Genomic DNA, 26,780 nt, shown 5'->3' with positions numbered 1-26,780 from the left:
CTATCTCGCACGACTATGGGTCGCTTCTCCGGGGCCTACAGCTGGTGGCCCCTGGCGGTTTACACGGCTCGCGGCCCACCTATGTCCCGCTTTCCCGGTGCAGGATCGCCGCCCTCGCTGCCCAGGCCAAGACGCTCTGTCCCCGCATGGACAGCCCAAGCCGGTTCCAGTGAAAGATCACGTGATAGCTGAGCACCTGCCTCAGCCCCCGGTCGAGCGTCCCGTCCTGTACGGCACGGCGGAGTTCCTGCCCCGTGCTGCGGAAGGCGGCGGCCCACTCGGCGACGGGTTCCAACAGCCCGCCGGGGCGCAGCAGGACATCACTGTCGGCGAAGAGCAGCGGCCGGATCTCCTGCGCGCGGGCGTCGAGCCGGTCTGCCGGGACGTCGCTCACGGCCGATCGGTGCTCTTCCGTGATGACGCGGTGCCACACGTCCCCCTGCTCGTACCACTCCAGACCCGCGGCGCGCATCATGATCGTGCAGAGGAGAACGGACAGCTCGCGCGGTCCCACGGCCAGGTCCCCGCGCTGCCTTAGTTGCTGCGCCTCTCGGCTGTCGGTGACGAACAGCGCGTGCGCAGCCATCATGCTGACCGCGCCCCCGAACGCTGCGGTCTCCGGCTCGTAGATCCCGGGCCACCACCGGTGCAGATGCCCGTCGGAGACAAGACGGTCGAAGCCGTCGCCGAGGGTCAGTTTGGTTCCGGCCTCGGGCTGTAGACGAAGGCGCAGGCGCCAGCACGGGTGCTTGCGGGTGTACCACCAGCCGCTCATGAGCCCGGTGGCCTCTGCCTCCCCGAGCACGGGGAGCACGTGCGTGGTGAAGGTGGTGTCGGCGGCCGTCCAGTCGGTGAAGTGGAGGTACACATGCCACCAGTCGGTGGCGGCGGCGTGGCGGGCCAGGGCCTCCCGGCCGGCTTGGTCGTAGACCGCCACGGCGTCGGACAGGATCGTCGGTTCCATCCCGTACTGAGCTGCGACTTCGGGGATCGGCAAGCCGGTGAGGGCAGCGGAGACCGCGCGCTGGACCGGGCTCGGCTCCGTCAAGATCAGTTGATCAAGAGACATGCGTCCCATCCGGAGATCGGGGCCTGCTGTGAGGCGTAGGTGGTGAGGGCGAGCGCGGTACCGGCGTCGCCGTTGATCAGGCCGGGCTCGGGAAGGCACGGCTGGGCGTTCGCTGCGAGGATGTTGCCGAGGCGCTTCGGGAGGGTCTGAAGGCGGGGGTCGCGGGCGTCGGCAGCGGCGCGGGTGGCGGTCTGGTAGATGCCTGCCCAGCCGTGGCACAGACCCGAGTCGGTGACGTGGGCGAGCTGTTCGGGGTCGGTCAGGGCGCGGTACAGGGCGTCCTCGTAGAACGCCTGGACGTCGGGGGCGCGCAGGGCGAGCCCGGCGAGTTGCCCGGCTCGTGCGATGCCCGTGGTTCCGTAGCACCAGCTCGGCCGGGTGGGAGCGTCGTGGTGCGGGCGCCCGAGGTTGAGGTCGCGGCGCGAGATGTGCTCGGGCCACCAGGGACCGGAGGGACTGAGCTGGCACCAGGCGTCAAGGTGTTCGCAGATGCTCCAGATGGCTTCGCGGTGGCCGCTGACGGTGATGCCGCGGCGCACGGCCTGGGCCAGTAGGAGGAGCGGGCCGGTGATGCCGTGGGCGGCACCGAAGTTGCCGTGGCCGCCCGGGTAGTGGAGGGACTCGCCACGGGCCGGGTCGTGGCGGACCCACCAGCCCGGCAGGCCGCGGCCGTCGGGGACAAGGGGGCGGGTCAGGGCCACGAGGTACTTCAGGACCCGTTCCAGGGGGAGCCCTTCGGGGTCGGTCCGCAGGAGGTACGCCCCGATGCCGGTGAGGCCGTAGAACAGGTCGTATTCGGCGAACGTGGGCAGGTCGCCCTTGCGGATGCGGGTGAGCGCGGCGTCCACGCGGCGGTGGGTCAGGTCGGTGATGTGCTGGTGCAGGGTCCGGCGCGCCGGTTCGTACAGGTGCTGGAAGGACGGCGGGACGGTGGTGAGGACGAAGCCGAGGGCCGGGGCGCCGAGGAACAGTCCGGCGGTGTCGGCCGCGCTGATGTGCCCGGCCGCTGCGGCGGTGATCCATCGGTGGGCGGGGCGCCAGGAGCCGCCGTGACGGCTGGCCATCTCGATGTGCAGCAGGCTGATTCCGGCGGCGCCGTCGGCGAGGGACTGCACCGCCCAAGGCTCGTCCGGGGACGGCGGAGCGGGTTGTGCGAGGCGGGCGGTGTACTGCTCCAGGATCGCCGCAGTGGTGACGGCCGGCGCGGTCATCGGGCCGCCATCCTGTGCTGGAGGGCCGCAGTTCGTACGAGCCGGATCGTGGTCTCCTCGGCGCGCGGGTCGACGCCCAGGGCCCGGACGTGGTGCTGGTGCAGGAGCGACCGGGCGACGCCGAGGGGATCACGCTGGCCGGTCAAGGCGTTTCGGTAGGTGTCCACGGCGACGACGCGGGCCCGCCATGCTTCGGCGACCGCAGAGCCGCCGGGGAGGGCCGCGAGCGCGGAGGCGCCGTTCGGCGCGGCGAGTTCGAGCACCTGGGTACGCAGGGCCCGGTTCAGTCGCCCCTTGCCCTGGGGGAGGTTGCGCACCAACCACTCCTCGGCCGCCGCGGTGTCCGGCGCCAGGGGCGTGACGAGGTGCAGGGCGCTGGCCGCGGCGAGGGCCTGCGGGGCGACGGCGTCGGTGCGCTCGGTGAGCTGGATCTGTGCGAGGGCGGCGGCGGAGTCTGCGGCGAACACCTGGTGAGCGGCGTCCATGGCTGCCTCGCTGCCGAAGCGCCCGGTCTGCGGCTGGTAGGGAGCCAGGACGAGCCCGGCCGCCAGACCGGTCCCGTGCAGGCTGTCCGCCCAGGTACGAACGTGTTGGGCGGCGGCCCCGTATGCGTCCGGCGGCAGGTGCAGCGTGAGGTCGAGGTGCTGGTCGGCGTCCGGGCGGGCCATCTCCCGGTGCCGGGTGAACCACCAGAGGGGCGGGGTGTCGCCGAACGCGGCGAGGAGGCTGGGCAGGTGGCGGCTCAGGATCTCGTCGTAGCGGCGCGGGTGGGCGTGGAGCTGCGCGAGCAGGACGTCACCGGCGCCCGGAAGGTGCCGCCCGGGGGCCGGCGGGGCGGCGGGGCGCGGCCGGGGCACATCGGCGGTGTCCGGCTGCAACCGGCCCAGGGAGAGCCAGATCTCGTGTGCCCGTCCGATCCAGCCGTGGGCGTCTGCGTCCGGGACCTCGCGCAGCTCCAGGCGCCGGGCGTTGTCGAGGTGGGCGCGCAGGGCCCGGCGGTGGACCGGGTGGGACAGGTCGAGGGGAAGGCGCTGGTCGTACTCGATGATCGCGACCTGCATGGGGACCCGTAGCCGGTCCCGCCAGGCGGTGAAGGCGTCCTCCCACTCCTCGGTCGAGGCTTTGCGGCCGGGCAGGTCGTCGGCCCTCAGCAGCCATCGGGCCTGCGTGAGGATGGTGCGGCGGTAGCGCACCCGGGGGAGGAACGGGAGCCGGGCGCCGGCGCCGAAGTCGAACGGCTTGTAGGCGGCGTACCGCCCGTTGGCCACTTCGGCGAGGAACCGGGCCAGTGGTGGGGTCTGTGTCCCGCCCTCCAGGGCGTGCAGGACCCGCACGTCGATGCGCCGGCCGGTGGAGAGCTGCACGAGGTGGAAGCTGCGCGGGTCCGCGGTGACGGCGATGTCGGCGAGCGGGATCGTTGTCTCGTCCGTCTCCTGGTGGCCGGACAGCTCGATGACGTGCGGCAGCAGCCGCGGCGTACGGGTGACGTTCTCGTTGCGGTGGCGGCGCGGCGGGAACACGAGCTGCGCCGTGAGGGCGTCCGGCGCCCCGTGGTACGTGGCGGCGAGCGCGTCCTGATGCTCGGGCGGCAGGACGTGGGCGAACCGGCCGGCCATGCTGCTGCCGGGGCGGGGGACCGCGGTGAGGAGGACATCGAAGGTGCCGCTGGACAGTGCCCGGGTGCTGGGTGAGTGGACTTCGAAGGCGGCCTCCACCCGGGGTACGAACAGCCGCTCGTCCTCTCCGGCGGCCTTCTCCAAGGCGTCGACCATGTCGTCCGTCAGCCGCAGTTCATCGCGGCCGTCCAGGAGGACTTGCTGCATCAGCGCGAGCAGCAGTTCATCGCGGTCGGTGCGCACCTTCAGGGCGGCGCCGCGTTCGGAGCCGACGTATCCGGCGGGCAGGCCCAGACCGCTGTCGGCGACCAGGTCCATTACCGGCACCAGGGCCCCGACGCCGTACCGGGCCCGGAAGCGGCGGTGGTAGTCGCGCCAGTGCTGGTAGCCGTAGGGCTGCGGGGTGGTCCGGTAGAGGGCCGACACGGCTGCCTGCACTTCCGCGATCACGGGCTGCGGGAGCTGGGTCTCGCAGTCGAGGGCGGTGTCAATGAGCAGCGGGGTCGGGGTGACGGTGGTGAGTGCGCGCATCCGCGCGGCGACGGCGCTCACGCTGGTGTCGGAAAGCGTCGGCTGGTGGGCGGACACGTCGTCGCGCAGCGCGTACAGCGCGTGGACCAGGTCCCGCACCTCGGGGACGTCGTCCGCCTGGAGCCGGTCCAGTTCGCGGCACAGGTGCTGAAAGCCGTCCACGGTGGTCATGGGCGCCCAGAGGCTGGTGATGAGGAACTGCTGCTCGACCAGGCTGGTGAGAAGGGCGTCGATCTTCTCCGGTGTCGCCTGCGGGAAGCGGTCGCGCAGGTGGCTGTGGAGTCCGCTGTAGAGGATGGGGGTGCGGGCCGCGTCCATGGCGGCGGCCACCGGCCGGGCGTTGCGGACGGATATCTCGACCGGGGCCAGCAGGACGGCGTGGCCGTCGGAGGGCGGACCCGGTGCCACGAGCCGGTCACCGCGTGCGCGGGCGGCGTTGTTGGCGACGAGCGGTAACCGCTTCAGCAACGCGGGGGTGCGCTGGAGCCGGAGAACCATGTCGGTGACCCATTCGGCGTCCGGCCGGATCATCGCGCGGTGCTTGTCGCGCCACCGCGCACTCGCTCGGGGCCCGACCGACACCGGGGCGGTGCCGGCGAACAGCCCGAGCGGGGTCGGCCGGTGCTGCCACCGTAGGAGGTAGGAGACCGTCGACAGCGCGGTGCGGCGGACGTGCCGGGGCTCGGTCTGCCGGCCCCGGACGACTGCCTCGATGGCGTCGGACAGGACGGGGGTGGCCAGCTCCAGCGCGCTGCGGAAGTCCTCGCGCTGCCAGATGCGGTTCAGCCATCCGCGGGTGACGGCCACGTTGTCCAGGTCGAGGGTACGGGGGATGTCTGCCGGCCCGGGGCTGGTGGTGGCGCGCAGCATCGCAACGCCTTGCCACTGGTATCCGGCGGCTGCTCGGGAAGCCATGAGGCCCTTCCATGAGGCGGCGCGGGGAGGGGGAGAGGGGCCTGTGGGCCGGGCGAAGCGCTTCGCCCGGCCCACAGGTGAGGGGGTCGGCCTGGATCAGGCCGGGTCCTCCGTGAAGGAACCGCAGGCGGAGGCACCGGTCGCGCAGGTGGTGCCGCAGCCGTCGCCCGTGGAGCACATGAGATGGCCGTACGAGTGCTCGGCGATGACGACCTTCACGTCCAGGGGCGCGAAGTCGTCGTCCAGGTCCGCCGACGGCGCGGGCGCGACCGGGGGCGGGGCGAGAGTGGCGCTCGTCATGATGTGCCCTTCTTCTTGTCGGGGTGGTGCGGGATTACCTGGCTCCCGGTGTTACGCCGAGGGCCAGGAGAGCGAGACCCGGCTGTGCACCTTGTCGATGACCCGGTCGGCTGGGATCTGGTCATCGGGGGTGCCATCCGGATAGACCCGGATGACCGGGCTGGGGCCGCCGCGCCGGTTGGCCTCCCAGTCGCGGAGCACGTCGGCGATCTTGTCGGCGAACTGCTCCGCGTGCGGGCCGAGGGCGTGCACGCCGTACTCCAGGTGCTTGTTGTCCTCGGTGCGGCGGGTGACGAGGTAGGCGAAGGTGTCGTCCTCGACGGCCGCGAGGGCGAACCGCTTGTTCACGGGGGCGACCATCCCCGAGTCCGAGTTCTCATCGACGGCCATCGTGCAGAAGCCCGGCAGGGAGATCGCCATCGCCATCTGAAGGGTGTCGATGAGTTCCTGGATGCGAACAGTGACGCCGGTCCACAGTTCATGGCGCGGAGACGTGACGGCGTTGTCGAGCCGGTGCGGGTCGGCCGGCAGGCCGTCATCGAACTTGAGCCCGATCTCCGGGGTGCCGTTGACCAGGAGGAGTTCTTCCCGGTGGGCGGTCGAGCCCTGCATCGGGACGAAGCCGCAGATCCGCGCCGACTCGCTCTCCAGGTAGGGACCGTGCTCGCCCTTGACCTGGATGAAGGCGACCGACCGGGTCAGGCCGCGCATCCGCAGCGGGACGACGAGCCGGCCGCCCTGCTTGAGCTGCGCGGTCCACGCCGGGGAGACGTCCCAGGCCCCGGCGGTCACCATCACGACGTCGACCTCACCGAGGTCCGGGATGGGCTCGGCGGCGTCGGCGGTGACGACGTGAACTCGGCCGTAGCCGTGCTCGTTCAGGAGCTGGCGCGCGAGATCGGTGACGACGGGGTCGATGTCCACGGTGACGACTTCACCGTCCTCGCCGACGAGTTCGGCGAGGTAGGCCGCGTTCAGCCCGCCCGAGCCGATCTCCAGGACCCGCATCCCGGGCTTCACCTGGGCCTGCTCCAGCATCATGGCCTGGATCTGTGGGGCGGAGACGGAGCTGAGCTGCACGCCGTGCTCGTCCGTCTTGGTGATCACGGCGGCGTACGTGTCGTACGCCTTGTCCAGCGGCGTGTCGGCGGGGGTGAACTCGTGCCGGGGCACCTTGCGCATCACCGCTTCGATCTCCGGCGAGGAGATGTTGCCGTCCGCGCAGAGCTCGTCCACCACCTTGTTCCGCAGGCGGGTCGCCTCGTCGGGCTCGACGGTCGTGTTCGTCATGGACTTCCTTCGGTCGTTCGTGTTCGGGGGCGGGTGGGCCGGCACGCGTGCCGGGGGCCGGGAGGCTATCGGCGAAAGCTCTCCGCTCTCGTCGGACCGCCGAAAGTTGGCGGGTTCGTGCTGGACGGCGCGCGCAGGTCCGGCGCCGGTGGTGAGCCGCCCGGCGGTCCTGTCTGTACCACTCAGGAGGGCCGGGCGGCCGTCTAGGCGGCGGGCACAAGATCGTCCAGGTTGACGACCTTGTACTCCCGCAGTTCCCGTACGAGCTGGGAGGCCAGGAACATGCCGATCTGGGGATGGCGGTAAGGGATGGGGGAGTCCATGTCCGAGAGTGCCTGTAGGCCGTTCGCGCTCCACTGGTACGCGTGGCCGATCACGCCGTACAGCGGGAAACGGGTGGCGAGAAGCGCTACGTGGCCCCTTGCCCTGAGCCGTGGGCACCGGCCTGCCGCCATCCGGGCGTGCTCCAGACATACCGGCGGCTGCGCGGTCTTCACTGGACCGTCGTAGCCCTCTTCACCCGCCGTTTCCAGGAAGAGGACGCCGTCGGTGCGCTTCAACTGGACGGTGCATACCTGGCACCGCAGCAGCGCCATCGTCACGCGTTGACGGTGCGGGTGAACCATCCGCCAGCGCGGTGTCCCGCAGGGCTGCCCGAAGGTGTCGAGCGACATGGAGTAGCGGGCCCAGAGCACGCCCTTGAGGTCCCGGTCCGGCGGCGCCTCATCCACGTATCGGAGACGTGGCCGGCCGTCCGGACCGCGGCCCATGCGCAGATTGAGGAATGAGTCGGCCTCTTCGCCCTCCCGGGCGGTGATGTAGGGCACGACGATCTGGGGAGCGGTGGTCACGCGGTGCTCCCGGCGGCGAGCGCGACCGGCCGGTGCGGAGCGACGATCTGGCCGTCCGGCAACAGCTCGCCGGTGTCCTCGAAGAGCAACACCCCGTTGCACAGCAGGCTCCAGCCCTGTTCAGGGTGGGCCACCGTGGGGCGGGCGGCCTCTCGGTCGGAAGCCTCGGCCGTGGGACACGGCGGGGTGTGCTGGCACATCGTACTCGTCGTCCTCTCAAGGCAGTGTGGGGAAGTTGGGCCCTCTTCGGCGACTACGAAGCCGTGGGGGAACACGGAGTGGAGGTTGCCGAAGAGGGTGTCTGTGGGCGTGCACCTACAAACGAGGTGATGGCGGACTCGCTGTAGCCGTAGAAGCGGCCGAAGACCGCGTCGTCCTCCCACCACCCGGGAGCGGGATCGCCCCACTCGACGGTGTGGCAGGTATCGCGGTACGGCGACCATCGGACGCGGAGGTCCGGAAACCCCGGCCGGTTCGTGAGAAGGTCGCGTGCCCCTATTGCCAGGGACAGCAGATCGAAGGACATGTATCCGCCGCGACGCGGGCCGCCGACCGGCACGGCAAGCAGTGGTGCCCGGAAGACGCGTACCGCGACAGCGTGAGCAAGGACCTCGGGCCGGGCAAGGCGGTTCCGGAAGTGCTCGAAGTCGTACGCCTCCTCGGCAGGGCAGAGGGAAGGGCCGAACGAACGCGTCGAAGCCTTGGTGGTCGTCAGCACTCGACCAGCCCCCTGACGATCCCGGCCTCTTCCAGAAGCTCGGCGAGATCGAGGGTGAGCCGCGCCAGCTTCCGAACGAGTCCGATGGTCTGCCCCGCGTCGCCGGCCACTACCTCGGCACGCAGCGTGCAGGCCTGCCCGATCAGAGCGGCGATGTCCGGGTGCTTCTCGTCGGCTTTGTCTCGCAAGGCGCGAGCTACAAGCAGCTTGAGCGCCATGAGGAAGCGCTGAGTAAGGGCATCGTTGTTGTAGTTGGGTAATGGTGCTCCGCCGGACGGGCCCGCGGCGTGGTGGCTGATCTCTTCCTCGCCGTGCAGGATGGTGTCGAGGTCGTCGTACACCTCGTTCCAATCCACGCTTGCCCACTCGCGCACTGCGCTCAGGTACCGCCGGGCCTCCTCCTCACCGTGTGGAGGAGTCCAAGGGTTCGTGGGGACCGTCGGGTCCTTAACGCGGACCGGCATGGTCTCCGGGCTAGTCGTCTCGTCGCGTAATGCGGTGTTCGTCATCAGCACGCCACCAAACTCAGCTCGCACCACGTGGTGGCGCCGTCGTCGCTGACACCCCACGCGCCCTGTCTGCTTCGGGCGATCTCTTGCACGAGCACCAGGCCGCGACCGTTCTCGGCGTCGTCCTCGGGGCACTGAGCAGTGGGGCGAGGTCCGGGCACGCCGTCATGGACACGGATGCGCAGGACGCCATCGCGCACGTCAAGGGTCAGCCGGATTTGCCTGCCACCGCTGTGCACGATGGCATTGGTGATCAGCTCAGAGACGACGAGTGTCGCGTCGTCGGCGACGCAGGTCAGACCGCGGGAGGTGAGACGTTCGCGGGTCACGAGCCTCATGGCGCGGACGCGGGACTCGTCTACGGGAGGGGGGCGCTCGCCCGGGGAGTGCTTGGTGATGGAGAAGCGCTCCTCCACCAGGCCGCCGGCACGAGTTGCGGTCGGGCGCTGCGACGCCGGGCCGATCACCGCTCCGTCCCGATCTGTGAGGCCCCGTCTTCCGGGGCGGCCCGGTCGTCAAGGGAAGCGAGCGGCCCCGTCCGACGCTGCTGGCCCGGGACGTGTCGGAGCAGCCCGGCAAAAGCGGGCAACGGCGTGATCGAAGCGTCTGCGAGGTTGCGGCGGCGCTCACGATCTGAGGGAGTTCGTGTGGTCATCGGTTGTCCCCTTCCGCGAACGGGAAGAGGGCACCGAGCCTGCCGTGCAGAGCAACCGCTTCATCGGCCGTCAGGACCAGCGGAATGGTCGCGGGCTCCGCGGCCCCCTCGTGCAGGTCGAGGGGGACCGCGAAACGACCGGCCTCCGTGTGCGCGACCTTCGCCTCACGAGCAAGGCGGAGGTGGCGCTTGGCTGGCGGTAAGGGCGCCGCGCCAGCTTCCGTCTGAGCGTGACTTGTCGTCATGACCCGTAAACGTAGGGCCACTTCAAGGCGCCACCCCTGAGAAAAAATCAGGGCTGAGTAACGCTCAGGGTTGGCATATGCCTACGCGGCAAGCCCGATGTGCTTCGCTACTTCACGAAGGTCGTCGCGCCACATCGGCTTCTCGCGCTTCAGCAGGTCGGCCACCGCCTCCCTGACCAGGGGCGAGAACACGATCTCCTCCGGAGACTGCTTCAGCAGCTTGCCGAGAATGTGCACCGTCGCGTAGTCGTCTCGCTGGATGCGGTTGAGGTTCATCACCTCGATCAGGTACCGGGTTCGACGTTCGAGCGGGACCTCTTCGTTGACGAGGACGTGATCGGCGGCGCGAAGCGCTTCGCTGGTATCGCCCTCCTCCGCCTTCAGGTGTACCTCGTGCATGGCGAAGTTGGTCGGACCGAAGCACGTGTGCCAGTGGTTGAGGTCCGCGCCGACCCGGTCCACGGCTTGCTGCGCGCCGTTGTACAGGTCCCACGCCCTCGGGCCCTTTGTCGCGCGTACGGCGGCGACGGCACCTTGCAGGTGTAGCGCGCCGTACGCGGACCAGTGCTCCGCGTTGGAGTCGTCGTGCGGCCGGCACTGGGCGATGGTCTGTCGGGCAAGTTCGTAGCTGTCTTCCACATCTCCGGCGGAAGTGAGAACGCAGGCCAGGTTCCAGGCCGCAGCTGCGAGGAGGGCCGGGTCACCGGCGTTGTCAGCGAGGGAGAGGCCGCGGTCGGCCGCGATGCGGGCGAGTGTTGGTTCACCGACGCGGCGAAGCCAGATCTGGTGCAGGCCGTAGAGACTGATGAGCTGCCGGAGGACGGTGCCCTCCTGCTCAGGCGAGGCGTCGCGCAGAGCGGCGTGTCCCTGCCGCAACAGGGCGGGCAGCCGCTCGCCGACGTCGCGGTACCGGTCGTCAGCCTGCGTCTCGTAGACCTTCCAGGCGTCCGTAACCGAGGACTCGAAGTCGTCGGAGGTAACCGACCCGATCCGCTGCGGAAGGAGGGAGGCGGGCAGCGACAGGGCCTGTCGGATGAGCGGAACGTGCTCGTGCTCCGTGCCCGCCGTAACGATTCCGGACACGTAGCCGCCCGTCAGGTCCTCCAGACTGCATCGCAGCTGCTTACTCAGAGCGATCAGGATCGGAAGCCGATCCAAGGGCATCCGGTCATTCTCGATCTTGTAGACCCAGTTCTCTGACCTGCCGATCAGGTCTCCCAGCATCCTTTGGGACAAGCCCCGGCGCTCACGCCACCACTTGATCCGCTGGCCGATGCTGAACAACTCTCCGTCATACACCATGGGTTGACCGTTCGCCGTAGTGGACAGGGCACTCGTGTCAAGCGTAGGCCCAGGTGCTTCGGGGAGGGGCGATACTGGGGGTCTCTCCCTCTGGGGAGGGCACTCAACGGTCCCCCTGTCGCCCTGCGGCCGGGGGACCGCGTACACGTAGGAAAGATCGGCAAGGAGGCCGCTTTGCCAGCCCCATACCGTGGTCTGATTCTCGACTTCGGTGGTGTGCTCACCACTCGGATGCGACTGAACGGGCAGGCGTTCGAGAGGACGGAGGGATTGACTCCAGGCGCGTATTTCGCGGCGCTGAATGAGCATCCCGACGGCGTCGCGATCTACGCAGCGCTGGAGGTCGGTGAGGCAACCCAGGAGGACTGGAACCGTGTCATCGGCGGCATCCTCGGTATCGACTCCACCGACCTGATGCGGCGCGCTCTGGCCAACCTCCATCCGGAGCCTCAGATAGTCGCCGCCGCGAAGCGCGCTCGTGCGGCAGGGATCAAGGTGGCCATGCTCAGCAACTCGTTCGGGATCGAGCCCTACAACCCGTACGAGGACAAGGGCATGTGGACGGACTTCTTCGATGCCGTGATCTTGTCGGAGCTGGAGGGCGTACGGAAGCCGTCGCCGCTCATCTATCAGCGTGCGCTTGACGCCCTGGACCTGACCGGTCCTGAGTGCGTCTTCGTTGATGACCACGCGGAGAACCTGCCGCCCGCCGAGACCCTGGGCATCCGCACCGTGCACCACACGACCGACCCCACCGGCACAGCTGCCATCCTCGACTCGCTTCTCCTCGACCCCGCTCCCGCCTGAACGAACAGAGCGAAGCAGCTCGCCGGGGACGTCACTCCGGCCAACGAACGGCAGCAGCGTTCGAGGAACCCCTAGGGCTCCTCGAACGCTGAAGGACAGGTACGGGCTCCTGCTGTAGGACTTTCTAGATTGCTGGGGACTCGGGCCCGTCGGGTTCAACCGGCCCTTCTGAAGGGGACACTCCCCCGTACGTAGGCCGCCTGGTGTCCGCTCTTCCAGGCTGATCATTTTGCGCGCCCGGGTCGGGGGTGACCTCACCAGGCTCCCGGGCGGCGACCTTCGTGAACACCTGCTCCGCGCGATCCAGGGTCAACCGCATCGTGCCGTAAGGCCCCGCGGCGTATCCGGTCCGGTGCCCATGCAGGTGCAGTTCCTCCACTGCCTGAAGGCCGGCGTCGACCTCCGGCACGTCGTCCGGTGGGACGAGGGCGTGCAGTTCCTCCGTCCACTCCCAACCGAGATCACGGAGCACGGTCCGGGCTTCCTCCTGTTCCCAGCCGCTTCGCGCCACCAGTCCGTGACGAGGGTCCGTCGAGAAGACCATGTTCGGGTCCCTCATCATCCGGCCACCATCTCCTCGACTCGTCCCGCAGATCCCGTCTCCTCGCCCTTGGCCGTGGGCCAGGCCGCGAGCTGGAAACGCGCCGGACGGTCGTCGTGCCTGCCGACGCGGCATTCGTCGCCTGCTTTGCCCAACGACTTGTTCATTCGGGTGAGGAAGCGGTCGTACTGCTCGTGCCAGATCACGGACGAGCCCGCCTCCGCGTACGCGTCTCCCCTGGCGAAGGCCAGGGCCGCGATCTCGTATGCCAGGCCCTCGTGCTTCGCCCAGCAGGGCGGGATGACGTCCTGCGGCTGCCAGGCGTACGTCCGGTTCAGCCAACGGCACACGGAATCGAGCCACGCGGGCATCGGCTTGATCAGTTCTGCTGACAGGGCGCCGATGTCCCACGGGACGGGACCGTCGGCGGCCACGGACTCCTCCGTGCTCCGCTCCGCGATGTACTCCAAGATCAGTGCGGGCGGCTCGGGAAAAGGCTCGAAGTGGGTCAGGGTCTCGATCATGCGGCAGCCGCTCCTTCACGGCCTGCCCACGCCACCGCGTGGGCCTTGGCCCGGTTCTTCTTCTCCGTAGCCCGCAGGGTCCGCTCGGCTTCATTGGCGGCTCGAAGGTCACGGACGTGACCCTCGATCTCGGCCCAGGAATCCCAGGTCCACATGCCGTCGAGCCGGGTGACGATCGGCGGGAGGTTGTCCGCGAGGACCAGGGCGTGCCCCTCGGGAAGGCCCCTGATCTCGTCTCCTCGAAGGACGGGTTCGAGCGCCATGTGCGTGGCCGTCGAGTGGCCGCCGCGGTCTCCGCCGGACGTGGTCTTCGTCGTGCGCTCTCGCTCGACCTGACCACACAGGTCGGACATGTCTTTCAGGAAGTCGGGGTCCTTGTCCCCGGGCAGGACGATGACGTTGTTGGTGAAGGCCGCCAGCTCCTTGGCGGTGTCCTCGCCGAAACGGGCACGAGCCGACGCCCACGCCTGGAGGCCGTAGACCACTGTGATGCCTCGGCCCCGACCGTCGGCGACGCGTTGGCGGAGGGAGGGGATAGGCGCGATGTTCGGTGCCTCGTCCAAGGCCGCGAGGAGTGCGGGGTCGAGCCGCCCGGCCGGGGACGCGAGGGCGTGCGCCTCCGCGAAATCCAGAAGGTCTTCGGCTATCGCGGTGGTCAGCGGCGCGACGCTGTTCACCTCGCTGTCCTTGCCGAGGAGGTAGAGGGTGCCCCCGGCGTCGAGGAACGCGCCGAAGTCCGTGGGGTCCTCTCCGTCTCCCTGAAGGGCGTTGATCACCGACTGGTGCATGAAGGGTTCGAGAGCCGCGTCGAGGGTCGAGGCGGTGTTGCCGACGGTGCGGCTGTCGCCCGTGGTGGCCGTGCGGAGCATGTCCGCCCAACCTGGGCCGGCGCCCGGGTGAGCGTTGAGGATGCCGAGGGGTGCCGGGTCGGTCAGCTTGCGGGCCCACCGCAGAACCCAGTCGAGTGAGGCACCGTCGAGGGCGGCGGCGTGGAAGAAGGCAGCGATGATCTTGGACGCCTGCCCCTTGTAGAAGGCGCTGCCCTCGCTGGACTGTGCCGCACCGTTGGGGGTGCGCGAGCCCGCGACGAACGCCTTCCCGCGCATTATCGCCACCTCTGTGTCGGCTGCGCCGTTGATCGGCGTCCACCGGAAGCGCGGGAGGCTCGGCGCGATGTTCTGCGGGTCGAAGACGGCGACGGGGCGGCCGTCCCGCTGTCGCGCGTCGAGGGTCAGTTCGACCAGATCGGGCTTGGTCGAGGTGGCCAGGACCGGCCCGGCCCAGTTGCGGACGAGCGGGGCGAAGAACCGCAGAGTCTTTCCGCTGCCCATCGGGCCGATGACCCGGCATGCCTTGTCGGCGCGGGACCACAGCTCGACGCCCTTCGGGCGCTGCGACGTGCCCAGCGAGTAGCCGAAATCGTGAGGATCGAGGGGGTGGTGCATGACGTACTCCGGAGCGAGGTGGGCGGGCGACGAGGAAAGAGGGTCAGTGACCGGCGGGGCGGTCCTTCGCGAAACTCACCCTGGTTGCGCGGCTGGGGTGGCGGTCGTCGCTGGTGAGGGAGGGGCGGATCTCGGTGGCCTTCAGGACTGCTTTGGCCGACATCTGGCGCTTGAGCTGTCCCTTGCTCGCGAATCCGGCGTTGCGCCGTCCGCGGTTCAGCAGGAACCAGAGCGTCACCAGGGCTACCGCGCACACGGCCGTCACGGCGTACAGGACAAGGGAGATGCCGCCGGGCATGATGTCCATTACTCGGCCCTCCGGGCGACGCGGGCCGCCAGGTAGCGCATCCGCCGGCCGCACAGCCGCGACATCGACGCGTCGGGCCCGGCACAGCGCGGGGGCGCGGTGTGGAAGGCGCTGTGCAGGTCCTCGGCGGCTCGCCAGATGTGGGCGACGGCCGTACGTACGCGTCCTCCAGCGGCGGAGTAGTCGCCGTGGTCCAGGACGAGGGCCAGCTCCTTCATACGCCGGGCGAGGTCGAGCGCTTCGGCGTGCAGCTGGTCGAGGTCCTGCCGCACCGCGCGCTCGTCGGCGGGAAGCGCGGTGTGGTCGGTGGTGACGGTCATGGCGAGGGCTCGTTCCGAATCTGCGTGGAAGGGGTCGGCGGTCGACAGGAGGCGGTGCCCGCTCATTCGGCGTCCGGGGAGGTGCTGGTCAGGTCGGTCATCGAGCCGGAGGAGAAGCACAGGTGCTGCTCGGCCTCCACCAAGAGGTGCTGGACGCCGGGGTAGATCACCTCGCCGACCTTCCACAGCGCGATTCCGCGGCGCAGGCGCATGATGTGCTCGGCCGTCCAGGACGGCAGACCCAGCCGGGCCACCGTCGCTTCGGCCTCGGCCTTCTTCTGGCTGTAGATCACGATGGTGTCGGCCATCTTCAACGCCGCTTGGGTCTCCGGGCTGTCGTCGATGTCGGACAGGTGATGGACGATGAAGATGCAGCTCAGCCCGTATCCCCGCGCGAATTTCAGGAACTTCTCAAGCAACGAAGCGAGTTGGGGGGTCCCGAGGATGTGCCAGGCTTCCTCGCAGACGAGGATGCGCTTGCGCTGCGTGTAGCGGCGGCAGCCGGAGGCGGGGTTCGGCCCCAGCTCCCAGGCTCCGGAGTTCGCGTCGACCACGACGCGGTCGTGCTGCCCCGGCTCCGTCCCGCATTCGCACAGCGGGCGCAGCCAGACCTCTTCGAGGAAGACCGAGATCACGGCGACGAGGATGGTCATGGCGACGCCGCCCGACGGGACCTTGGTCAGGTCGAAAACGATCATGTCGGCGTCGAGATCCACGCCCAGGCTGGTCGGGCCGTCGAGCATGCCCGTCAGGTCGCCGGTGTCGTCCTGTTCGCTGCCGCACAGACGGTCCAGGACGTAGGACGCCTCCAGGCCGTCACCGAGAAGTTCGTCCCGCGTACGCTTCTTGGCCGTCGCGTCGGACTCCTCCGGGGACCGCAGCGCGGCGGAGACGTCGGCCAGGACCGGGGTCCGGCCGAGTTCTCCCGCCCGCTGGTGGGCCCTGCGGATCGCGATCCGCAGGGCAGAGCCGGCGAACTCGTCCAGGGCCTTGCCGAGGCCGAGTTCAACGATCGTGCGCACCAGCTCGACTTGCCGCTTGCCCGCGATGGCCGGGTCCATCGGGTTGATGCACGAGGCACCACGGCCGCCGCCGGGCGCGAACTTCACCGGGGCCTTGCCGGTCAGCGAGCGGCCGAGCGCGGCCCACTCGCCTTCCTCGCGCTCCTTCTGCTCCTTGGTGTCGAGGACGACCACCTGACGCCCGAGGCGGATCTGCCGGGCCGCGTACGTCTTGGTCAGAGCCGACTTGCCCCGGCCCGTGTCCCCCATGACGATCATGTTGCCGCCGGGCAGGCCGTCACCGAACGCCGAGAACGGGCAGTAGATGAACGCCTTGCCCGAGTACAGCTCCCGGCCGATGATCGCGCCCGCCGTGCCGAGGGTCGGCGGGGCGATCGGCAGGTACAGGGCCTGGCTGGTGGTCGTCTCGGTGTAGAGGGGACGGCGCACCGTCTCGTGCATCGGCGACAGCGGGGCGAGGTCGAGGAGGTCGGTCACTTGATGCCTCCGGCGAGGGGCAGGGTCGTGGCGAAGGCACGGGCGTGTTCGAGGTCGAGCCATTCGATCCGCAGGTGCGCGTTGCGGGCGCGGGAGGCGGTGGTGCGCTTGGTGCGCTCCAGCTCTTCGGCGCTGCGCGAGGAGATGGTGATGTAGCCGACGACGGCGGAGCCGGCCGCGCCGGAGGAGGCCAGGGTCATGCCGCGTGATCCGGTGGCGCTGGCGGCGATCTGGTCGCGCGGGTCGATGTTCTTGCCGCGCTTCCGGTCGCGGTCGATCTCGGCCTGGTTGTTCGTGTCCTCCGCGAGCATCCGCTCCACGGCCTTGTCGTTGGGTTCGAGCTGCTGCGTGATCGAGATGGTGCGGATGACGTCGGGCATCCCGATCAGCAGAGGCGAGAGGAAGTCGGGGCCGACGGGGGTCGTGGGCCATCCGACGACGGCGGCCGTGGCGTGGTACCAGCTGTCCGTGGAGCCTGCCGCGCGGGTGGCAACGTGGGCACCGTCGCGGACGTCGACGTTGCGGGGGAAGGCGTGCGCCTGTCGGAGGTCGGTGTCCCAGATGGCGTGGTCAGGGTCGTAGGAGTTGCGGATGAACGCGGTCATCCGGCCTTCGTCCAGGGGCGCGATCACGGAGAGGTCGGCGTCCTCCGCGCGGGACCACAGCTCATCCAGGTACGCGGCCATGGCCGCGGCGATCCCTTCGTCCCCAGTGCCGCGGGCGGCGCCCTCGGCCGCCAGGTCGCGGGTGAACCGGGCGTGGATGGTGATGTAGTAGCGATGTTCCTCGGCGCTGGTGGAGACGGCGTTGGCCAGTACGTCGTACGAGTCCTTCAGCCACTGCGGGGCGTCCGTCGTCGCGGCCGACTCGTCGCGCTGCGCGATGTAACGCTGGTGGGCGTAGGGGTCCGACTTCATCTGCCGGGCCAGGACCTGGATGCGCTTCACCGGGTGTTCCTCGACGTTCCCGAAGGCGTCGAGAAGTTCGCCCCAGCGCTCCAGGGCCACGATCTGCTCACCGACTTCCTTGCCGCCGAGGCCGGGAGAAGCGATCTCCAGCGTGGCTGTGACGCACCCCGCCTCAGGCTGGAGGACCACGACGGCCTGCTGACCGCGGACCGTGACCGGCACCCACGTCATGCCCGTGACGCCTTCCGGCTCTACAAGAGCGGCGTCCGGGGGCGTGCCGTTGGCATGCACGCCGGCCTCGACAGCCGGGGACACCCACACGCCGCCGGTACGGCGGAGCGCCTTGCGGTGGTAGCGGTTGATCCGCCACCAGCGGTAGAGGGTGCGCCGCTGGGACGTGCCCTTGGGCCGGTACGGGGCGTACACGATGACCAGGGCGAGCAGGATCGGCACGACCAGGCACGTTGCGGCGATGGCCGTCACGCCGTTGAAGAGGTAGCCGAAGAGGATGCCGGTGACGGCGCCGCCGCCGAAGACGACCTGTTCGCCGAGGTCGCGGCGGCCGACCAGCCCTGTGGGGCGGTGCTTTCCGAACTGATACGTACGAGTCGACATGGAGGGTCACTGATCCTTGCTGGGGTTCGGTCGTCCGGGTGCCTGGCCGCCCGAGGGCCGCGACGGCGGCGGGGGCGTGACGGAGGGCCCGGTGCCCGAGGTGGTTCCTGATGCGGAGGAGGGGGAGGCGGGTGGTGTCGGGCCCGAGGTTCCCGTGCCGGTTGACGGCGGGGATGGCGGCTGTGCTGTGCTCGGTGCCCCGTTGGCTTCCGGTGCGCGTCCGGCCGAGGCGTGGCCACCGGCCGAGGACCAGTCCGGAGAAGAGCTGACGACCGGGTCGGAGGTCGCTCCCTGGGGACGAGCGGCGGCCGGTGCACCGGACGTTCCGGCGGTGTCCTCGCCGCCCTGCTGGCTTTCGGGCTGTTCGGGCTTGCCGCCGCCGGCGGCGTCGGTGCCCTGTGCGCCCGGGGAGCTGGTGGCCTTGTTCTTCGCCATGTCGACGCCGGCCTTGGCAATGGCGGCCCCGGCCGCGACCGGTCCGGCCACAGCAGTTCCGCCGCCCATCTTCGCGCCAGCGGTCTTGGCGCCAGCGGTCTTGGAGCCGCCGACCAAGGAGTCCTGGACACGAGCACCCATCGCCCTGTTGGCGTGCTGGGCGGGGCCGTCGATCGCGGCGGCCGGGCCGGAGGACTGTGCACTCTTCCGGTCGTGGTGGAGGCTGGCCATCTCGTCGCCGAAGGCGGGCACCCACTTGTAGAGCGTGGCGGACGCGAAGACGGCGAGCAGGAGGATCAACGCGCCGACCAGGGTCTTGGAGACCGCGTCGGACATGCTCCCCGATGTGTCGCTGAGGATCGCGCCGCCCAGGCCCAGCAGGGCGAACAAGATCGGTTTACTCAGGCCGATGGCGAAGATGGCGCCGAACCACTTCTTCGACTTGCCCCATAGGTCGCGATCGACCAGCCCGGCGTTGACGATCGGCCCGAGCGCGACGGCCACGTAGATGGCCGCGCTGCGGATCAGCAGCTCGATCCACATCAGCAGGGCGCCGCACATCATGATGAGGTTGACGACCAGCAGCTGTCCCACGCCCTCCGTGGGGTTGGCTGCCATGACCTTGAGGATGTTCTCCAGGAACGGTTTGAAGTTGCTCGTCGCGTACGGCTCGAAGACGGCCGTGACTTCGTCAATGGCCTTCATCAGCAGCGCGATTGCGCCCGGCGTCATGGCGTTGACTACGAACTGGAGGAGCAGGAAGCCGATCGCCTCGGAGACGGCGGTGGTCAGGGCGACTCCGCGGACCGCCCGCTTGGCCACGGCGATCAACCAGAGGGCCACGGTGAGCAGGCTGGAGGCCGCGAAGATGATCGCGTACTGCTTCAGGAAGCCGGGGCTCGTCAGGTCGATCTTCGTGGTGTTCTGGATCAGCTCCAGCATCTTGCGCAGGAACCAGATGTTCGCCTCGGTGAGCTTCTGGAGCAGGAACCCCAGCGGGTCCTTGACGAAGTCGATGGCCGCCTTCGCCTCACACACCATCGGGATGTAGCAGAAGGGGTTCGCCACCGCCGAGGGCACGAACACGAACCCGATAATCACGTTGACCATCGCCACCGCCTGGAGGCGGCGGCGCCAGCGACCCGGCGCTCCCCGCTCGATGGTCAGCAGGCCGGGGGCGTCGTCACGCAGTCGCAGGCGCATTACTGGCACCCCCCACGTCCGCGAAGCTGTCGGCCGGGGCCGCCTCCTGCATGGCCGGCGGAGACGGCACGAGCGGTTCGGACGGCGTGACGGCCGTCGTCTTCCAGGTGCCGTCCTCCCAGACCAGATCCACGGTCATCCGCAGGAAGGCGACCTGCGGGCGCTGCGTCTCGTCCTTCCCGGCGACGCCCCCAACCGACGCCGTCCACAGCTCCATGCTCGCGGCCTGGTCGGAGTAGGAGATCGAGCGGGTGGCGAGCGCCGCAGTCCGCGTGATCAGCTCGCCGCCGTCGGCGGTCGTCCCGTCCGCACCGACACCGCGGTTCTCCATGACCAGACGAGCCGTCGAGTCGGTGTCCGAGGTGACCGAGTGCAGCACGCTCGACGCGGCCGTGGCCGACAGCATCCGGTGCCGCCAGTCCTCATCGGTGAAGAACCGCGGGTCGCCGTAGAGCATGGTGGCGCTGACGGCAGCGGCACGAGCGCCGCGCTCGTTGTGTCCGTACGGTGCCGGGAATCCACTTCGGTCTTCGGCGCCGCTCAGCACGGGGTCTTCTGCAGCGGCCGGAACGTAGTCCGAGAAGTCGCCCGGTACGTTGGATGCCTGCCGCACGTCGATCGGAGCGACCAGTCCCGTCGAGGCCGAGCTGTCCTTCAGCTTCCAGTCGTCGGACTCCCAGGTGAGGGTGACCGTCACCGACTGGAAGCCCGTCTTCGGTGTCGCGTGCCCGGCCGTGCTGCCGCGAACCGTCGTCGTCCACAGCCGCACCATCGCCCCGTGGGCGTCGAAGCCCAGGACATGCGCCGAGAGGACACCGGTACGCGCGACGGTCTTCTTGACGGAGACCTTGGAGGTGTCGCCCCGCAGGGAGCCGACCGCGTCCTCCGCAGCGTGGTCGGCCTTCTTCACCGCCGCATCAGCCGAGCCCTTCGCCGCCATAACTGCCACCGCACGGTGCCGCGCGTCCTTGTCCGTGAGGAACTGCGAGCTCCCGCTGACCGTCGTGTAGTTGGCCGCTGCCGCCTTGGCGCCGGATCGAGTGTGCGGGTAGCCGACGGGGACGCCGTGCAGCTCCCGCACGCCTTCCCCGCTCGCCTGCGGAGCCGAGTGGGCGGGTGTCGACGCGGAGGGTGCCGTGGCCGGAGGGGTGCCCGTCGTCATGCTGACGACCACCCCGGCCGCGGTGACCACGGCCGCGCCGCCAGCCGCGATGCCCCAGAGCTTGGCCGACGAGCGGCGCGCTCCGCTGGTTTTCGAGGAGGAAACGTTCCTCCGGGATCGGATAGGCATGGGTCACACACCCATGCCGTACGTGATGGCGAAGATGGTGCCGAAGCTGGCCACGAGGAAGACGCAGGTCAGGCCGCCGACCATCATGCCCTTGCCGCGCGAGCTGTCCATCGTGGAGTGGCCCTCACCGAACCACCCCTTCGACTTGCCGACACCGGCGAGGAAGGCGCCAGCGCCGACGACGAGGACGACGGCGGCGATGACACCCAGGATGACCTTCGCCGTGCCGCCGAGCTTCCCGAAGGGGCCCCAGTCCGGCTTCACGCCGGACACAACATCGGCTCCGGCGGCGAGGGTCGTGTGCAGGGAGGGATCGGCAGCGGCAGAAAGGAGGTTGTGCATGGTTCAGCCCCTTGGTGCTGTGAGGAATGGTTTGGGATGTTTTAGCGTGATTAGCCGACGTGCCGCATCGCGATGATCTGCGGTTTCCAGTAGCTGAGCGGCTTGATCCGCACCTGAGCCCCGGTGTGCGGTGCGTCGATGACCTGGCCGCCGCCGATGTACATGCCGACGTGCTCCGGGCCGGCGCTGCCCGGGACGCTGAACAGCAGGTCGCCCGGGACGAGTTGGGAGACGGCCTTGACGGCTGTCCCTGCGTGGACCTGGTCGTACGTGGTTCGCGGCAGGTTCACTCCCGCCGCTGACCAGGCCATCTTGGTGAGCGAGGAGCAGTCGCAGCCGCCCACACCCTCGTACGGCATGACGCAACTGCCGCCCCACCGGTACCAAGTGCCCAGGGCCGTTTTCGCGGCCGAGATCGCGCGGGCGGCGCCCTTGCCGGCCGGTGCGTCCGGGCTGACGGCGTCGGCCCATTTCGAGGCCAAAGCGCGGATGCTGCGCACGTAGTTGCGGGTCTCGGGGTACGGGGGGATGCCGCCGTACTTGATCACCGCGCCGCCGCCCGCGTTGTACGCGGCCAGCATGTTGTCCGTCGAGTCGCCCGGTACCTTCTTGACCTCGTCGGCCAAGGTGCAGTCGTACGCGGCTTGCGCGGCGATGGCGTCGGCGGGGTTGCGGACGTCCTTGACCCCGTCGCCGTCGCCGTCCTTGCCGTGCTGGGCCCAGGTCCCCGGCATGAACTGGGCGATCCCGAGAGCGCCGACGGGTGACGTCGCGCCGGAGTTGAAGTGGCTTTCCGTGTAGAGCTGAGCCGCCAGGAGCGAAGCTGTGACCTGCGGGCACTCGCCCGCGTGCTTGTTGATCAGCTCACGGACCCAGCCCGGCACGGGAGCGTCCGTCGTGATGCCGCCGCCCGGACCGGCTTCCTGCGCGGAGGCGCTGTCGGCCCCTCCGAACGTGGTCAGCATGGCGACACCGGTGATGAGCCCGGCCGTGACGAGTCCTAGGCCAGCTTGCGTGCCCTTGTTCATCGCGGCCCCGTCACGCCCAGGGCAAGGCGGTGACGCGCCAGCCCATGGAGGTGTGCTCCAGGCGGAGCGCGAGCTGTTCGCTACTGCTGCGCGTGTGACCGGACTTCGGGGCGGTCGTGAGGGTGTAGCTCACGCGGACGAGAGCGGAGGAGGCCGTTGCCGCAGGTGCGCCGTCGGGGACGACTGCTGACGTGATCTTGGCCGTCTGATGTGCCTTCTCGGCCCGCAGGGCGGCCCAGGCGGCGTCTTGACTCGGCCGCTTCTGGGCGAGCACGCCAGCGAGTTCCCCCGAGGCGAGCCGGGCTGCCCGAGCGCCGGCATCCGCGTACGAGCTGTCGGCACCGTCGCGCGCATCGTGCTCCGCGTAGGCCGTAGTGAAGGCCCGCGCCGTCCGCTCAACGTCCTTGGGGAGTCCGGTAGCTGACGAGGAGGAGGTAGCGCTGCTGTGCGGCGTGGCCGTGTCGGGGATGCCCGCCGAGACGGAGTGCGGCTGCGCGGACACGGTCGAGGCCGCGGAGGCGTCGTTGGTCGAGCTGGAGCAGCCGGTCGACAGAAGGGTCAGGGAACCAGCCACACCCATTGCGGCTGATATGGGTATGAAACGGGTGGATCGAGGCATGCGGGAACCACAACCTTGGTGCAAGAGATTTCGGAAGTGCGAGCGGCGCGGTCCCGCGGGGGCTGGGGGCCGCGCCGCTCCTTCGCAGGAAGGAGGGGGATTCCTCCTGCGGGCTTTACCGGCGAATGCCGGGGAAATCGAAAAGCAGGCCGGAGCGTATAGCTCTATCTGCCTGTCTCATCTGCGGAAGAGTTCGATCTTGTTTCGCATCTGCGAGACGGTTGAGCTGACGGGCGCGTTACTCATATCAAGGCCATCAGCCCCTTCCGTGATTCGGGCGAGATCGTGAGCAGATCTCTACGGCCGGAAAACGCCTTGTGGCGTTGGCCGTGCCTGAATCCTTGCAGGGGTTCGCGGACAACTCGAATCACGAAAAGAGCCGGAACTTAATTCCAGGAATTAAGTTCCGGCTTTCGCTCGGGGGAAGGCTTTGCGGGCCCTATGCGGCCCCGTGGCGAAGGTGCTCGATCGCCACGCCGAGCCACGGCGCGGCCGGGCCGGAAAGAAGCAGGGGTGCGCACGTGCTGTACGAGAGGACGACGGCGGACGGCTCAGCAGCGACTCCGGTCAGAAGGGCGTGGTCGAACGGCATCCACTCGCGAGCCCTCAGCGGCAGGAGCCGTACCCCGGTTGAGGTGAGCACCACTCGGGCGGCGGTGTGATCGCGCCACTGCGGAAGGGCGGCATCCTCCGCTTCCTGGCGCCGACGGGCGTCGAGGCGACCGTTGCTCACCCACCGCCGGCCGAAGGTCGGGTGATCCTCGAAATACCCGCTGGCCGAAGTCGGGTAGTCGACCTCTGTCCCGAAGAAGCGGGCGGCGGAGCACGCCACGTCCGCGAAGGCGACTTCACCGGCCGCAAGTGCAACGCCGCCCGCTTGGACCGGCACAAGATTGCCGCCGCCCTGGAGGTGAACCGTGAGGGCGGACGCTGCCTGTACGGCATCGGCGCGAACGGCGTCCTCCGCCCGCTCCCGTCGGCGAGACCACATCGTCGTTCCTTCCTGATCAAGCTGACCGGCCGGGGCATGCACGGCGCGAGCCACGTAGGCCCCGGGCCCGTCATGAGATGAGATCACCAGAGGGCGGTGGAGGCAGCGGCGGGTGTCCTCGTTGCCTCGTCGTCCTCTTCTTTCAGCCGCGCCAGCAGCACACCAAGACGGTCGTTGCTGATCGCCTGGTGCTTGCGGACGGCGTCCCCTACAACCTCACGACTGGTCCGTCCGGCCCGCTCGGTAGCGGCCCGCGCGATCGGCAGCAACTCTGCCAACCAGTCGTCGTCCGCCTCGCGGTCCTGGGGGCACTCCGAGTCGTCCGGGACGGACGGCTTTTCGCCGTCCGTAGGGGTCCGGACCGCCGTGGGGCCGGAGGATTTCGTGCTCTCCGGCACTGCTGTGGTCGGCGCGTGGTCCGCAGGTCCGCCGCCCGGTCCGTCCGCGCTCTTACCCTCCGTCTCCTCTCCGTCCGCTCCCGCGGACGGGTGAGCCGCAGCGTCCTCCGTACGGGGTTCCACGTCGGGCAGGGGCTCGGCTTTCCGCAGGTCAACGGTTACTGCGGCGGCATCCTGCGGCGCGGACGGACCGCTCGTCAACCGCCGCAGAGGCATCGGTGCCGGTGCTTCGAGCGGACGAGGACCCTGCTGGACCGTGACGCGTTCGAGCGTCGGAGACTCCTCGCGGACCGGTCCGGGACCAGTGTCAGCCCGGTCCGGGACCGCCCGCTCAGCCGTCCGCGCCATCAGGATGTAGAGGTGGACCGATCCGGCCAGTGCGAGGGGCGCGAGCATCGACAGCACACCGACGACGCTGTCCGTAAGGTGCAGCGCGGACCGTCCGGCCTGCGGAGAATCGTTCAACGTGATGGCGTGCAGAGCGTTCGCGCCGAGGCTCGCCCCGGTCGCCGCGAGGAACAAGAACCAGGCGTAGAGCCGTGCGGCGAACCGCTGGTGCCGAAGGAGCACGATCGCCCGCACGCCGTAGGCAATGAACCCGTCGATGAACACCGGGAAGAGGTAGGACAAGGTCTCCCTGGCGTGGATCGCGAGGGCGATCTGACGCAGTGCGTCGTACGAGAAGGCGAAGCCGGCCGCGCCGAGCAGGATGATCGCACTGCGGTCCCAGGCCGTCATTCCGCGCAGGCTGTAGCCCTCCTGCTGTTCGGTTCCCGCCGCCGTGTCTATGTGCGCGTGTGACATCAGAGGTTGCCCCCATCGCGCGGGCTGATGTCCTGCCAGGCAGGGGTCTGCGAGAGGAGCTGTCCGAGCTGTTCCAAGGACGTGACCTCGTGCACGTGCTGACTCGGGCAGCTCACGCACGACACCCGCAGCGAGATTCGTTCCGTGCCGCCCTGATCGGTGTAGTACAGCTCCAGGTGCTGGCCCCCGGTCGTGTCGAGCGACGCGAAGGCTTGCAGGTGTTCCTCGAAGCTGAGAAGCCCCAGTACCTCCCAATCGAGCGTGACTGCGGCGTCCCCCAGGAGGGTGCGTGCGTACTTGGACGCTGCGGTGATCGACCTCGGACCCCAGGCGCGGAACGCGGCCTCCCGAGCGGTCTTGCGCCGCTTCTCTGCGGTGGTGAGGTGCTTGGCCGCAGCAAGCATGATCGGGTGACTCATCAGGGGCCTTCCAGAAGATCGGTAGTGCAGGGTGCGGTGCTGCCGCTCGGCTCATTGGCGAGGCGGAGGAGAACGTCCGCGTGGCACGGAGCGTCAAGGGGGCATGTGCACATCAGGTCGAGCCCGCGCAGGACTCGGGCGAAGCGAGCGGCGTAGTGACGTCCGACCGGGCCCCGGAGCGTGGCGGCGAAGAGGTCCACCGACTCCGCAGCGTCCATCGGAGGGCCGAGCGGGGACCGCACCCCGGCTGTGAACGGGTTCGCGTACCGGCTGCGAGGACCGACGTATGCACAGGCTGTGGACAGCGCTGCGGCGTCGCGGGACGCTCCGCGGAGGCGGACGGGCATTACGCCGCCCTCCCACCACGGCGCCGATCGGCGCCGATCATCGGCACGAGGGTCGTGACCATCTCGGCCAGACGGCTCGCCACGCGGGCCCCGACGAAGTCGCTCAGGTCCGGGCCGTTCTCATCACGGGCCGGAAGGTTGGACGTGATGATCGTTGGCAAGCAGTGGTTGTACCTGAAGTTGATCAGCCGGTACGTGACCTCTTCGGTCCATTCCGAGGTCTTCGCCGTGCCGAGGTCATCGAGGAGCAGGTACTGAACCCGGCTGAGCCGTTGCAGCTCGTGTTCTGCTGCCCCCATGACCTGTGACGGGCGCAGGTTGCCGTACATGTCCGCTGAGTTCACGGCGATCAGCTCGAACCGGTCCGGTCCGCCGGCCGCGATCCTCCGCAAGGCCCCGTACGCCTGGTGCGTCTTGCCCGTCCCCGTGAGACCGGTGAGGAGCAGAGCGCCAGCGGCAGCGTTGTCCGTGAGTGCCCGGTCGGCCCAGCTGATGACCTCCGGCAGCGTGGCCTCAGCATCACGGAAGCGGGGAGGGGTTGCCCGCTGCCAGCGGCTCACGGCGTAGTCGGCCCGAGCCCGGCAGTGCCACTCGCGGTCTCCCGGGTTCTCTTCCGGTGCCTCGTCGGGGTTGACGTCCGGCACGGCCTGAAGTCCTTTCGCAGCGAGTATTCGTTCCATGGCGCGCATCGACCTGGCGCTGCCCGCGCGTTCCGGCTCTGCCAT

Annotated in this window: 28 protein-coding genes; 1 reads left to right on the top strand and 27 read right to left on the bottom strand. The window is 69.4% G+C overall.

The genetic code is table 11. The annotated features are described in order from the left end of the window. Positions 1 to 79 precede the first annotated feature (79 nt). The 11 genes from ACH4UK_RS03750 to ACH4UK_RS03700 form a co-directional block, all read right to left on the bottom strand. Positions 80 to 1,048: a thiopeptide-type bacteriocin biosynthesis protein gene (locus tag ACH4UK_RS03750; protein WP_316248008.1), complete on the bottom strand. Its 969-nt coding sequence runs from the start codon at positions 1,046 to 1,048 to the stop codon at positions 80 to 82. Between the two features lie 2 nt (positions 1,049 to 1,050). After that, positions 1,051 to 2,280, bottom strand: a complete 1,230-nt coding sequence (locus tag ACH4UK_RS03745) for a lanthionine synthetase C family protein (protein ID WP_055643643.1) — start codon at positions 2,278 to 2,280, stop codon at positions 1,051 to 1,053. Next, positions 2,277 to 5,342: a lantibiotic dehydratase gene (locus ACH4UK_RS03740; protein ID WP_055643644.1), complete on the bottom strand. Its 3,066-nt coding sequence runs from the start codon at positions 5,340 to 5,342 to the stop codon at positions 2,277 to 2,279. The genes ACH4UK_RS03745 and ACH4UK_RS03740 overlap by 4 nt, the downstream gene beginning before the upstream one ends. A 96-nt stretch (positions 5,343 to 5,438) precedes the next feature. Continuing rightward, positions 5,439 to 5,642 (bottom strand): FxLD family lanthipeptide, encoded by a 204-nt coding sequence (gene fxlA / locus ACH4UK_RS03735; protein ID WP_030881377.1) that lies wholly within the window; start codon positions 5,640 to 5,642, stop codon positions 5,439 to 5,441. A 51-nt stretch (positions 5,643 to 5,693) separates the two neighbouring features. Next, on the bottom strand, positions 5,694 to 6,932 hold the full coding sequence (gene fxlM / locus ACH4UK_RS03730; RefSeq protein ID WP_055643645.1) for a methyltransferase, FxLD system: 1,239 nt from the start codon (positions 6,930 to 6,932) through the stop codon (positions 5,694 to 5,696). 203 nt (positions 6,933 to 7,135) lie between these two features. Then, positions 7,136 to 7,783 (bottom strand): hypothetical protein, encoded by a 648-nt coding sequence (locus tag ACH4UK_RS03725; RefSeq protein WP_063785778.1) that lies wholly within the window; start codon positions 7,781 to 7,783, stop codon positions 7,136 to 7,138. After that, on the bottom strand, positions 7,780 to 7,983 hold the full coding sequence (locus tag ACH4UK_RS03720) for a DUF5999 family protein (RefSeq protein ID WP_055643646.1): 204 nt from the start codon (positions 7,981 to 7,983) through the stop codon (positions 7,780 to 7,782). The genes ACH4UK_RS03725 and ACH4UK_RS03720 overlap by 4 nt, the downstream gene beginning before the upstream one ends. A 53-nt stretch (positions 7,984 to 8,036) precedes the next feature. Next, a complete protein-coding gene (locus ACH4UK_RS03715) occupies positions 8,037 to 8,501 on the bottom strand; it encodes a DUF6302 family protein (protein ID WP_079037616.1) in 465 nt (154 codons plus the stop codon). After that, positions 8,495 to 9,010 carry a hypothetical protein gene (locus tag ACH4UK_RS03710; RefSeq protein WP_148901584.1) on the bottom strand — a complete coding sequence of 172 codons (516 nt, stop codon included), beginning with the start codon at positions 9,008 to 9,010 and terminating at the stop codon, positions 8,495 to 8,497. Before ACH4UK_RS03710 ends, ACH4UK_RS03715 begins: the two co-directional genes overlap by 7 nt. Beyond that, a complete protein-coding gene (locus tag ACH4UK_RS03705) occupies positions 9,010 to 9,426 on the bottom strand; it encodes an ATP-binding protein (protein ID WP_262388013.1) in 417 nt (138 codons plus the stop codon). Before ACH4UK_RS03705 ends, ACH4UK_RS03710 begins: the two co-directional genes overlap by 1 nt. 565 nt (positions 9,427 to 9,991) lie before the next feature. After that, on the bottom strand, positions 9,992 to 11,212 hold the full coding sequence (locus ACH4UK_RS03700; protein WP_055643648.1) for a helix-turn-helix domain-containing protein: 1,221 nt from the start codon (positions 11,210 to 11,212) through the stop codon (positions 9,992 to 9,994). 174 nt (positions 11,213 to 11,386) lie between these two features. Here ACH4UK_RS03700 and ACH4UK_RS03695 point away from each other — a divergent pair, with 174 nt between their 5' ends. Continuing rightward, positions 11,387 to 12,019 carry an HAD-IA family hydrolase gene (locus ACH4UK_RS03695; RefSeq protein ID WP_055643649.1) on the top strand — a complete coding sequence of 211 codons (633 nt, stop codon included), beginning with the start codon at positions 11,387 to 11,389 and terminating at the stop codon, positions 12,017 to 12,019. Between the two features lie 558 nt (positions 12,020 to 12,577). On the opposite strand, the gene ACH4UK_RS03690 is transcribed toward ACH4UK_RS03695, so the two are convergent. The 16 genes from ACH4UK_RS03690 to ACH4UK_RS03615 form a co-directional block, all read right to left on the bottom strand. Beyond that, positions 12,578 to 13,084: a hypothetical protein gene (locus tag ACH4UK_RS03690; protein ID WP_055643651.1), complete on the bottom strand. Its 507-nt coding sequence runs from the start codon at positions 13,082 to 13,084 to the stop codon at positions 12,578 to 12,580. Next, positions 13,081 to 14,529, bottom strand: coding sequence for a type IV secretory system conjugative DNA transfer family protein (locus ACH4UK_RS03685; RefSeq protein WP_055643652.1), 1,449 nt, complete (start codon positions 14,527 to 14,529; stop codon positions 13,081 to 13,083). Before ACH4UK_RS03685 ends, ACH4UK_RS03690 begins: the two co-directional genes overlap by 4 nt. 43 nt (positions 14,530 to 14,572) lie before the next feature. Then, on the bottom strand, positions 14,573 to 14,836 hold the full coding sequence (locus ACH4UK_RS03680) for a hypothetical protein (protein WP_055643653.1): 264 nt from the start codon (positions 14,834 to 14,836) through the stop codon (positions 14,573 to 14,575). Beyond that, on the bottom strand, positions 14,836 to 15,156 hold the full coding sequence (locus ACH4UK_RS03675) for a DUF6238 family protein (protein ID WP_230883014.1): 321 nt from the start codon (positions 15,154 to 15,156) through the stop codon (positions 14,836 to 14,838). The genes ACH4UK_RS03680 and ACH4UK_RS03675 overlap by 1 nt, the downstream gene beginning before the upstream one ends. A gap of 62 nt (positions 15,157 to 15,218) precedes the next feature. Continuing rightward, the gene (locus ACH4UK_RS03670) at positions 15,219 to 16,655 is read right to left on the bottom strand and encodes an ATP/GTP-binding protein (RefSeq protein ID WP_055643655.1); all 1,437 of its coding nucleotides are present in this window, start codon (positions 16,653 to 16,655) and stop codon (positions 15,219 to 15,221) included. Then, on the bottom strand, positions 16,652 to 18,178 hold the full coding sequence (locus ACH4UK_RS03665; protein ID WP_148901585.1) for an SCO6880 family protein: 1,527 nt from the start codon (positions 18,176 to 18,178) through the stop codon (positions 16,652 to 16,654). The genes ACH4UK_RS03670 and ACH4UK_RS03665 overlap by 4 nt, the downstream gene beginning before the upstream one ends. Before the next feature lie 6 nt (positions 18,179 to 18,184). After that, complete coding sequence (locus ACH4UK_RS03660; RefSeq protein WP_230883013.1) at positions 18,185 to 19,816, bottom strand: hypothetical protein; 1,632 nt, start codon at positions 19,814 to 19,816, stop codon at positions 18,185 to 18,187. Continuing rightward, entirely contained in the window at positions 19,797 to 21,107 is a 1,311-nt protein-coding gene (locus ACH4UK_RS03655; RefSeq protein WP_230883012.1) for a hypothetical protein, read from the bottom strand. The genes ACH4UK_RS03660 and ACH4UK_RS03655 overlap by 20 nt, the downstream gene beginning before the upstream one ends. Before the next feature lie 3 nt (positions 21,108 to 21,110). After that, positions 21,111 to 21,449, bottom strand: a complete 339-nt coding sequence (locus ACH4UK_RS03650) for a hypothetical protein (RefSeq protein WP_007447287.1) — start codon at positions 21,447 to 21,449, stop codon at positions 21,111 to 21,113. A gap of 50 nt (positions 21,450 to 21,499) precedes the next feature. Further along, complete coding sequence (locus ACH4UK_RS03645) at positions 21,500 to 22,477, bottom strand: bifunctional lytic transglycosylase/C40 family peptidase (protein ID WP_055643658.1); 978 nt, start codon at positions 22,475 to 22,477, stop codon at positions 21,500 to 21,502. 10 nt (positions 22,478 to 22,487) lie between these two features. Further along, positions 22,488 to 23,057, bottom strand: coding sequence for a hypothetical protein (locus ACH4UK_RS03640; protein WP_230883010.1), 570 nt, complete (start codon positions 23,055 to 23,057; stop codon positions 22,488 to 22,490). A gap of 478 nt (positions 23,058 to 23,535) precedes the next feature. Further along, positions 23,536 to 24,129, bottom strand: coding sequence for a hypothetical protein (locus ACH4UK_RS03635; RefSeq protein ID WP_398354399.1), 594 nt, complete (start codon positions 24,127 to 24,129; stop codon positions 23,536 to 23,538). Positions 24,130 to 24,170: 41 nt separating this feature from the next. Then, entirely contained in the window at positions 24,171 to 25,289 is a 1,119-nt protein-coding gene (locus ACH4UK_RS03630; protein ID WP_055643660.1) for a DUF2637 domain-containing protein, read from the bottom strand. Then, positions 25,289 to 25,708, bottom strand: a complete 420-nt coding sequence (locus ACH4UK_RS03625) for a DUF6195 family protein (protein ID WP_055643661.1) — start codon at positions 25,706 to 25,708, stop codon at positions 25,289 to 25,291. Before ACH4UK_RS03625 ends, ACH4UK_RS03630 begins: the two co-directional genes overlap by 1 nt. Next, positions 25,708 to 26,055, bottom strand: a complete 348-nt coding sequence (locus tag ACH4UK_RS03620) for a DUF4326 domain-containing protein (protein WP_079037618.1) — start codon at positions 26,053 to 26,055, stop codon at positions 25,708 to 25,710. The genes ACH4UK_RS03625 and ACH4UK_RS03620 overlap by 1 nt, the downstream gene beginning before the upstream one ends. Next, positions 26,055 to 26,780, bottom strand: a complete 726-nt coding sequence (locus ACH4UK_RS03615) for an ATP-binding protein (RefSeq protein WP_398354398.1) — start codon at positions 26,778 to 26,780, stop codon at positions 26,055 to 26,057. The genes ACH4UK_RS03620 and ACH4UK_RS03615 overlap by 1 nt, the downstream gene beginning before the upstream one ends.

The organism is Streptomyces sp. NPDC020884, from assembly GCF_044333935.1.
Taxonomy (GTDB): domain Bacteria; phylum Actinomycetota; class Actinomycetes; order Streptomycetales; family Streptomycetaceae; genus Streptomyces.
Note: the sequence above shows the minus strand (reverse complement) of the source record. Positions and strands in the feature narration are given on the sequence as shown.

What these genes read in the sequence shown, in the direction of transcription:
- ACH4UK_RS03640 (WP_230883010.1), bottom strand. Translation starts at nt 23,057, where the DNA reads ATGGGTGTGGCTGGTTCCCTGACCCTTCTGTCGACCGGCTGCTCCAGC.
- ACH4UK_RS03645 (WP_055643658.1), bottom strand. Translation starts at nt 22,477, where the DNA reads ATGAACAAGGGCACGCAAGCTGGCCTAGGACTCGTCACGGCCGGGCTC.
- fxlA (WP_030881377.1), bottom strand. Translation starts at nt 5,642, where the DNA reads ATGACGAGCGCCACTCTCGCCCCGCCCCCGGTCGCGCCCGCGCCGTCG.
- fxlM (WP_055643645.1), bottom strand. Translation starts at nt 6,932, where the DNA reads ATGACGAACACGACCGTCGAGCCCGACGAGGCGACCCGCCTGCGGAAC.
- ACH4UK_RS03620 (WP_079037618.1), bottom strand. Translation starts at nt 26,055, where the DNA reads ATGCCCGTCCGCCTCCGCGGAGCGTCCCGCGACGCCGCAGCGCTGTCC.
- ACH4UK_RS03710 (WP_148901584.1), bottom strand. Translation starts at nt 9,010, where the DNA reads ATGACGAACACCGCATTACGCGACGAGACGACTAGCCCGGAGACCATG.
- ACH4UK_RS03740 (WP_055643644.1), bottom strand. Translation starts at nt 5,342, where the DNA reads ATGGCTTCCCGAGCAGCCGCCGGATACCAGTGGCAAGGCGTTGCGATG.
- ACH4UK_RS03630 (WP_055643660.1), bottom strand. Translation starts at nt 25,289, where the DNA reads ATGTCACACGCGCACATAGACACGGCGGCGGGAACCGAACAGCAGGAG.
- ACH4UK_RS03615 (WP_398354398.1), bottom strand. Translation starts at nt 26,780, where the DNA reads ATGGCAGAGCCGGAACGCGCGGGCAGCGCCAGGTCGATGCGCGCCATG.
- ACH4UK_RS03655 (WP_230883012.1), bottom strand. Translation starts at nt 21,107, where the DNA reads ATGCCTATCCGATCCCGGAGGAACGTTTCCTCCTCGAAAACCAGCGGA.
- ACH4UK_RS03720 (WP_055643646.1), bottom strand. Translation starts at nt 7,983, where the DNA reads ATGTGCCAGCACACCCCGCCGTGTCCCACGGCCGAGGCTTCCGACCGA.
- ACH4UK_RS03745 (WP_055643643.1), bottom strand. Translation starts at nt 2,280, where the DNA reads ATGACCGCGCCGGCCGTCACCACTGCGGCGATCCTGGAGCAGTACACC.
- ACH4UK_RS03650 (WP_007447287.1), bottom strand. Translation starts at nt 21,449, where the DNA reads ATGCACAACCTCCTTTCTGCCGCTGCCGATCCCTCCCTGCACACGACC.
- ACH4UK_RS03675 (WP_230883014.1), bottom strand. Translation starts at nt 15,156, where the DNA reads ATGACCGTCACCACCGACCACACCGCGCTTCCCGCCGACGAGCGCGCG.
- ACH4UK_RS03625 (WP_055643661.1), bottom strand. Translation starts at nt 25,708, where the DNA reads ATGAGTCACCCGATCATGCTTGCTGCGGCCAAGCACCTCACCACCGCA.
- ACH4UK_RS03660 (WP_230883013.1), bottom strand. Translation starts at nt 19,816, where the DNA reads ATGCGCCTGCGACTGCGTGACGACGCCCCCGGCCTGCTGACCATCGAG.
- ACH4UK_RS03685 (WP_055643652.1), bottom strand. Translation starts at nt 14,529, where the DNA reads ATGCACCACCCCCTCGATCCTCACGATTTCGGCTACTCGCTGGGCACG.
- ACH4UK_RS03700 (WP_055643648.1), bottom strand. Translation starts at nt 11,212, where the DNA reads ATGGTGTATGACGGAGAGTTGTTCAGCATCGGCCAGCGGATCAAGTGG.
- ACH4UK_RS03665 (WP_148901585.1), bottom strand. Translation starts at nt 18,178, where the DNA reads ATGTCGACTCGTACGTATCAGTTCGGAAAGCACCGCCCCACAGGGCTG.
- ACH4UK_RS03680 (WP_055643653.1), bottom strand. Translation starts at nt 14,836, where the DNA reads ATGGACATCATGCCCGGCGGCATCTCCCTTGTCCTGTACGCCGTGACG.
- ACH4UK_RS03690 (WP_055643651.1), bottom strand. Translation starts at nt 13,084, where the DNA reads ATGATCGAGACCCTGACCCACTTCGAGCCTTTTCCCGAGCCGCCCGCA.